The organism is Acinetobacter sp. YH01018 (genome assembly GCF_013420295.1).
Classification (GTDB): Bacteria; Pseudomonadota; Gammaproteobacteria; order Pseudomonadales; family Moraxellaceae; genus Acinetobacter.
Genome location: NZ_VOYL01000035.1, coordinates 25,687 through 32,628, shown reverse-complemented (window position 1 = coordinate 32,628; position 6,942 = coordinate 25,687). Strand labels below are relative to the sequence as shown.

Here is a 6,942-nt window from a genome sequence, read left to right as displayed (position 1 = left end):
TTGAGCGGATCTTTGAAAATGTATATCGTTGGCAGAAGAAATTATTTAGACCAATGATCAAAAACTTCATTGATGACTTTATTCTCGATAAAAATCATCTGCTACCACAGAGAATCTATAAATAATAGTGCGTAAGTCCTAAGTTATTTAAAAAGATACCTTATTTTTCAATTTTCTGAGTGGGATCGGCTGAAGCTGCTTTTTCAGAATACGGATTCAGTTCCGCATGGGTTTGACCGTTAATATCCATATTGCTGGGATGTGAATGGTTGCTATTTTTACTTGGGATAGCATTTTCAGCGGCAAAGTTCTGAATATTTTCTTGGGAGTCTGGCTTTGCAGTTCGAGTTTTACTCATCCCTTTTTGACTGCCATGCATGTGGTCAGCAGTATTTTGATCATTGTATTTAACTTTTAGCTCTGAAGTTGCTGTGGTGTCCGGGTTAGCAAAAAGGGGAGTACAAGCTAAAAGTGCTGTGCTCATCATTATTGTTCTGATTGTTTTCATAGCCCGATTTATCCTTGCATGATAAAACTCGAGTGTTTACCGAGTTATAAGAGCACCATCATAACCAGTTTAATGCGGGAGTTTGGAATCAGAGATTAAATTCACACGTTTTCGCAACACCGAATAACAATCTGCCTCAATATGTGAAAATAATTTACAAACTAAATTATATATGTTTTTGATTTTTATTATTTTATAAGAGTCATGCTGCTTTAAGCCATACAGTTAGAAGTTTGGTTTCTCTATCTCTTTGACTGTATAAAGAAAGAATCACCAAGTCCCAATAGATTCAGTGATTCTGACGGAGGGCATTAGTTACATTGGGCCAAGGCATCTTTATGGAAATGATGGCGCAGGGCAAGGAAGTTTTTTTGTACTTCTGGGCTATGCAGGTCAAAATTATTGGCTGTGCTTGAACCGTCTTGAGCAAAGGTGGTTGCGCCACCTGAAATCAGGGTATTGCCTTTAAATGACCAGTGTTCTATGGATTTTCCTGCTTTGAGGTTGCCAGTAAATTCAATCACGCATTTATCAATAAATTTAGTCAGTTTGGCTTTGTTATCCACTGTGTCTGGATAGACTTTCAGATTTTGAACTTCTTGTAATACACCTGCTTCCAGTTGGGGGATTTTTGGCGCAGTTGTACACGCTGTAAGAGCAATACCCGCAAGACCAGTCAAAATAATCGTTTTAAATTTCATATGATTCTTTCTTGTTGAGTGTTGTTAGCTTGAGTATAGGGAATTGGATTTAGCTTGACTATAGTTGTCATTTTTTTATTAATCTAAACTGATGATATAAAATAAAATTATTCTTTTTTGAGAAAGGTTAATTTGAGGGCTTTATGTATAGAATTAATTCAGATGAAAACACTATTGAGCAAGTAACAAAAGCGACTTTTACTGATTTAGGAATTCAAGAGCGGAAACATCTGCAAGAGTGGTTGGCAAAAAGCCCTAACGTGTTAGGGGAAGATTTATTGATAATTCAAAAGGAATTTGCTGGGTTTGATGATACAAATGAGCGTTTGGATTTACTTGCATTAGACAAAAATAAGAATCTAGTAATAATTGAAAATAAACTAGATGATTCTGGTAGGGATGTAGTTTGGCAGGCACTAAAGTATGCTGGATATTGCTCTAATTTAGACACGAAAGAGGTTGTGAAGATATTTCAAGATTATTTAAATAAATCTGGTAATGGTAATGCAGAAGAACTTATATGTAACTTTTTAGATGCTGATATTAGCGAAATTCAGCTTAATAAAGCTGGGAGTCAGAGAATAATTTTAGTTGCTGCAAATTATAGAAAAGAAGTTACTAATACTATGTTGTGGTTAATGAGCCAATATGGTTTAGATTGTCAGTGCTTTAAAGTGACACCATATTATTATCAACAAGATAAATTTTTAACCGTTGAAAGAATATTGCCTCCAGTAGACAGCCAAGCATTTATGATTGGTTTAGCTAAGAAAGGTATTGAAGATAAAATCACTGAAAATGAAGTCACTCAAGCTCAGATTATTAGGAAAGAATATTGGCAATATTTATTGGAAGAGCTCAAAAAATCTGATTTTAGAAGGTTTGATAATATTAGTCCTACAACTGATCAATGGATAAATGCGGGATCAGGGGTTGCAGGAATGCCATATAGCTTAATTTTCGGTAAAAAGGCAATTAGAGTAGAAATGACTATTTCGCCTTCAGAACCAGAGGTTAATACTGTTATATTTGAATATTTATTCAGCAAAAAAGAAGAGATTGAATCTGTTTTTAGTCATAAACTTGAATGGCTAGAATTGGTTGGAAAGAAATCTTGTAGGATTCAATACTCACAGAATTTTGATGGTTATGATAAAAATAATTGGGGTGAAATTAGCAAATGGCATATAGATAATATTGTACGTTTTGAGAAGGCTCTATCTCCTCATTTAAAAGATGCTTATGACTTAATGAAGCAAAATGAAAAGTTATTAAATAAAGTATAAACAAAAAAACCCGCTCTAAAGCGGGTTTTTTATTTTAGCTACAACTTAGTGCTGAAGCACCGAAATATCCGCAACCGCAGTAAATAAACCACGAAGCTGGGCAAGCATACGTAAACGGTTTGCTTTCAAGTCAGCATCATCAGCCATCACCATTACGCCGTCAAAGAATGCATCGACAGGCGCACGAAGTGCAGCTAAAGCAGACAACGCAGCAGTGTAGTCTTTCGCAGCAAATAATGGCTCAACCACAGGTGTGATTTTCGCAAGTTCGGCGAATAATGCTTTTTCAGCATCTTCAACCAGGTTCACTTCAACCACAGCACCTTCAGGTGTTGCTTCTTTTGCAAGAATGTTGGCAACACGCTTGTTCGCAGCAGCAAGTGCAGCCGCTTCAGGCAACGCGCGGAAGTGATTTACTGCGTTTACACGCTTGTCAAAATCAAGAGGTGATTTTGGCGACAATGCTTGAACAGCTTGAATCACATCAACTGCAACGCCTTGGTCTTCGTATTTCGCACGGTAACGACCTTCCAGGAATGCAACTGCATCTGCCAAAGTCTTGTCGTGATCTTTCAATACATCGCCATATGCAGCTAATGCAAGTTTGATCAGGTCTTCAATCGACACATCAAGCTCGTTTTCAGTCACTAGACGAAGAATACCAATGGCAGAACGACGAAGTGCAAACGGGTCTTTAGAACCTGTAGGTGCTTGACCAATACCGAAAATACCGGTCAATGTATCTAAACGGTCGGCAAGAGCAATGGTTGTACCAGTCTTGGTTTTCGGTAAAACGTCACCGGCAAATTTAGGTAAGTATTGCTCGCCTAATGCTTCTGCAACTTCATTATTTTCGCCTTCAATACGTGCGTAGTAAGTACCCGCAATACCTTGAAGTTCAGGGAATTCACCCACAAGCTCAGAAGTTAAGTCACATTTTGCAAGCAGGGCAGCTTTTTCAGCATCGGAAGCGTTAGCGCCCGTGATTGGAGCCAATGCGACAGCCAGTTTTGCAATACGTGTCGATTTGTCCCAAAGTGTACCCAATTCAGCTTGGAACACCATGTTAGCCAGTTTCTCTTTACGCGATGCCAGCGGTTGCTTTTGATCTTGCAAGAAGAAGAATTCAGCATCCGATAAACGTGGACGAACAACTTTCTCGTTACCTTCAATGATTTGGGTCGGGTCTTTCGACTCAATGTTCGACACAGTAATGAAGTACGGTTGAAGTTTGTTGTCGCTATTTACCAAACAGAAGTACTTTTGGTTGTCCTGCATTGTCGTGATCAACGCTTCTTGAGGCACTGCAAGGAAGCGTTCTTCAAAGCTGGCACGAAGCGCAACAGGCCATTCAACCAATGCAGTCACTTCGTCACGAAGGTCAGCAGGCACAATGGCAATGGCATTGACTTCATCAGCTAGTGCTTTGACTTGCTGGTCGATGATCGCTTGACGCTCTTCAAAAGACGCCACAACATGCGCTGCTTTTAATTTAGGTAGATATTCATCTGCATTGGCTAAGCTAATGGCTTCAGGCGCATGGAAACGGTGACCATAAGTCACGTTGCCTGCTTTGTGATCCTGAATAGTTGCATCAATCACGTCGTTGTCTTTAAGTAACACTACCCATTTAACTGGACGTACGAATTCGGTACGGCTAGCCGCAGAACGCATGCGTTTAGCAATTGGCAGGTTGTCTAAAGCAGCTTGTAAAATTTGTGGTAAAAGTACGTCTAGGCTTTGACCTTTGACATCTTTTAAGTAGCACACTTTTTCAACTTTACCCGCCTGGAAAGTCGATACTTGATCAACAGTGATGCCTTGACCACGCATAAAGCCTTCTAGGGCTTTAGTCGGGTTACCTTCAGCATCAAATGCTGCTTGTTTTGCTGGGCCGTCAAAACGTTTTTGCGTATCGGCTTGCGCGCCGTCCACATTAACAATTTTCAATGCCAGACGGCGTGGTGCTGCATAAGCTTCAATTGAGTCGAAAGCCAGACCCGCATCTTTTAAGCCTTTTTCAGTTTCTGCCTGAAGGGCATCACGTAATTTTTTTAAGCTTTTCGGTGGAAGTTCTTCACAGCCAAGTTCAAATAAAACAGTATGTTTAGACATTATTTGTTCTCCGCTGCTTTTTCTGCTTGAGCTGCTTCTGCTTCAACTTGTGCTTTTAACTGCGCCAATACTTCGTCACGTAAATGTGGTTCTGCCATTGGGAAGCCCAGTTTCGCACGGGCTGCCACGTAACTTTGTGCAATGGCACGTGCCAATGTACGGACACGTAAAATATAACGTTGACGTTCAGTCACCGAAATCGCACCGCGAGCATCCAGTAAGTTAAAGCTGTGTGATGCTTTAATCACCTGTTCATAGGCTGGTAATGGCAGTTCAGCTTCTATCAGGCGAGTTGCTTCAGCCTCGTAGAAGTCGAACAGCTCGAACATTTTGTCGACTGGTGCATATTCAAAGTTATAGGTCGATTGTTCCACTTCATTTTGATGGAATACGTCACCGTAAGTCACTGTACCGAACTGACCTTTGGTCCAGACCAGATCGTAAACTGAATCTACACCTTGCAGGTACATGGCCAGACGTTCCAGACCGTAAGTGATTTCGCCTGTTACCGGGTAACATTCAACACCACCGACTTGCTGGAAGTAAGTGAACTGGGTCACTTCCATACCGTTTAGCCAGACTTCCCAGCCCAAGCCCCAAGCACCGAGGGTTGGTGATTCCCAGTTGTCTTCCACGAAACGGATGTCGTGAGTCAGGGTATCAATACCAATGGCTTTGAGGGAATCCAAATACAATTGTTGGATATTGTCCGGGTTTGGCTTAAGCACTACCTGGAACTGATAATAATGTTGTAAACGGTTCGGGTTTTCACCATAACGGCCATCTTTCGGACGACGTGAAGGTTGTACGTAAGCCGCGTTCCATGTTTCTGGCCCTAAAGCACGTAGGAAAGTTGCAGTGTGGAATGTCCCTGCACCCATTTCCATATCGTAAGGTTGTAACACTACACAACCTTGTTCAGCCCAGTAGTTTTGTAAGGCAAGAATTAAGCCTTGAAATGTATCAATATGCGATATGGCGCGACTCATGTAGCATCCATTAAAATTAGAGAAAAATTGGCTCTAAGTATAAGGATTTTGCAAAGGTGTGGCAAAGGTTTCAGGACAAGAAATCAGCTGTTTAAAAATGATTCACAGATTTATTGATAAATATAAGATATAAAATAAATACATCTTTAATCATTAGCATTCTATAATTTGCAACTTCTTCCCCAAAACAATAAAAGGCGTGCTGTGTTTCATTCCCGACTCGAATGGCTAAATACCCTAAAACCCAATTTCAAGATTCTTCCTCTGAAAGATCGTCTGCTATGCGGTCTGGGTGCATTACTTGGACTGACACTTTCATCTTTCATAAGCTGGTGGGTGTTGGGAGATATCAATGCATGGTATATCGCGCCGATGGGTGCATCTTCAGTATTATTGTTTGCCGTGCCTGCCAGTCCTTTGGCACAGCCGTGGAATATGGTGATTGGAAATATCATTGCAGGAGTCATTGGGGTGACCTGTGCGGCCTATATTCCAAACCTGACAGAAGCCTTTAGTGTGGCGGTGGCATTGTCTATTTTTCTGATGATGACCACCGATTCATTGCATCCACCGAGTGGGGCAGTGGCGATTACTGCGGTTTTAGGTGGCGAAGCGGTCCATGAGCTGGGATATTATTTTATTTTTTATCCGGTTTTATTAAATTCGGTCCTGTTGATGTTTGTAGCGATTATCTTTAACCGTCTTTTAGGAAAACAGTATCCGCAAGTCGCCCAGATCAACCAGCGTTCTCAAGACCCGACACCCACGCAAAAAGTCACCATTCAACCGCAAGATATTCAGGCCACATTGGATCAGCAGACCGAGCTGCTGGATATTAGTGAATATGACCTGCAAAAAATTATTTTAGCAGCCCAAGAAAAAGCCAATGCTCGGGGCATGAGCCAGTTTAAGTGTCAGGACATCATGACCAAAGATGTGATTAGCTTGAATGAAAATGATGATATCCATTCTGCACTGGATAAATTCAAACACATGAATTTAATGAGTCTGCCTGTGATCAATGCCCAGCAGCAACTGGTTGGTACGCTGGCTTTATATGAAGTGGTGGAATGGTTTAAACGTGCAACCGATTTAAGAACCACCTGGCAGCGTCAGGTCAAGGATATTATGGTGCGCCAGGTGGTGACGGTAAAGCCGGAGCAACCGATTCAGGACCTGGTGCCTTATTTTGTCGAGCGTTCATTTAACTATATTCCTGTGGTGGAAAAACAGAAAATGGTCGGCATTATTAGCCGTGCCGATATAATTGCGGCATTGAACCAGCAGTTGAATGTAGCGGCATAAAGCAGAAATGAAGCAAAAAAAAAGCTACGACTGATTGG

The 6,942-nt window shown here is 41.1% G+C and carries 6 protein-coding genes and 1 pseudogene; 3 read left to right on the top strand and 4 right to left on the bottom strand.

All coding sequences use genetic code 11. The features are described 5' to 3' along the window. Window positions 1–125, top strand: a pseudogene (locus FTT83_RS11600) (IS701 family transposase); the annotation flags it as partial. Window positions 126–160: 35 nt separating this feature from the next. On the opposite strand, the gene FTT83_RS11595 reads toward FTT83_RS11600, so the two are convergent. Both FTT83_RS11595 and FTT83_RS11590 read right to left on the bottom strand, forming a co-directional pair. Further along, entirely contained in the window at window positions 161–508 is a 348-nt protein-coding gene (locus FTT83_RS11595; protein ID WP_180176633.1) for a hypothetical protein, read from the bottom strand. A gap of 311 nt (window positions 509–819) precedes the next feature. After that, window positions 820–1,209 carry a hypothetical protein gene (locus FTT83_RS11590; RefSeq protein ID WP_180176632.1) on the bottom strand — a complete coding sequence of 130 codons (390 nt, stop codon included), beginning with the start codon at window positions 1,207–1,209 and terminating at the stop codon, window positions 820–822. A 143-nt stretch (window positions 1,210–1,352) separates the two neighbouring features. Between FTT83_RS11590 and FTT83_RS11585 the strand changes: the two genes are divergently transcribed. Next, window positions 1,353–2,495 (top strand): DUF4268 domain-containing protein, encoded by a 1,143-nt coding sequence (locus tag FTT83_RS11585; RefSeq protein ID WP_180176631.1) that lies wholly within the window; start codon window positions 1,353–1,355, stop codon window positions 2,493–2,495. A 45-nt stretch (window positions 2,496–2,540) separates the two neighbouring features. Here FTT83_RS11585 and glyS read toward each other — a convergent pair whose 3' ends face one another. Beyond that, window positions 2,541–4,610 (bottom strand): glycine--tRNA ligase subunit beta, encoded by a 2,070-nt coding sequence (gene glyS, locus FTT83_RS11580; protein ID WP_180176630.1) that lies wholly within the window; start codon window positions 4,608–4,610, stop codon window positions 2,541–2,543. Continuing rightward, on the bottom strand, window positions 4,610–5,599 hold the full coding sequence (glyQ, locus tag FTT83_RS11575; RefSeq protein ID WP_180043073.1) for a glycine--tRNA ligase subunit alpha: 990 nt from the start codon (window positions 5,597–5,599) through the stop codon (window positions 4,610–4,612). The genes glyS and glyQ overlap by 1 nt, the downstream gene beginning before the upstream one ends. 204 nt (window positions 5,600–5,803) lie before the next feature. On the opposite strand from glyQ, the gene FTT83_RS11570 reads away from it, so the two are divergent. Beyond that, window positions 5,804–6,904 carry an HPP family protein gene (locus tag FTT83_RS11570; RefSeq protein ID WP_180080084.1) on the top strand — a complete coding sequence of 367 codons (1,101 nt, stop codon included), beginning with the start codon at window positions 5,804–5,806 and terminating at the stop codon, window positions 6,902–6,904. Window positions 6,905–6,942: the final 38 nt, after the last annotated feature.

Coding starts and splice junctions, on each gene's coding strand:
- FTT83_RS11595 (WP_180176633.1), bottom strand. CDS start 508: ATGAAAACAATCAGAACAATAATGATGAGCACAGCACTTTTAGCTTGT.
- FTT83_RS11590 (WP_180176632.1), bottom strand. CDS start 1,209: ATGAAATTTAAAACGATTATTTTGACTGGTCTTGCGGGTATTGCTCTT.
- FTT83_RS11585 (WP_180176631.1), top strand. CDS start 1,353: ATGTATAGAATTAATTCAGATGAAAACACTATTGAGCAAGTAACAAAA.
- glyS (WP_180176630.1), bottom strand. CDS start 4,610: ATGTCTAAACATACTGTTTTATTTGAACTTGGCTGTGAAGAACTTCCA.
- glyQ (WP_180043073.1), bottom strand. CDS start 5,599: ATGAGTCGCGCCATATCGCATATTGATACATTTCAAGGCTTAATTCTT.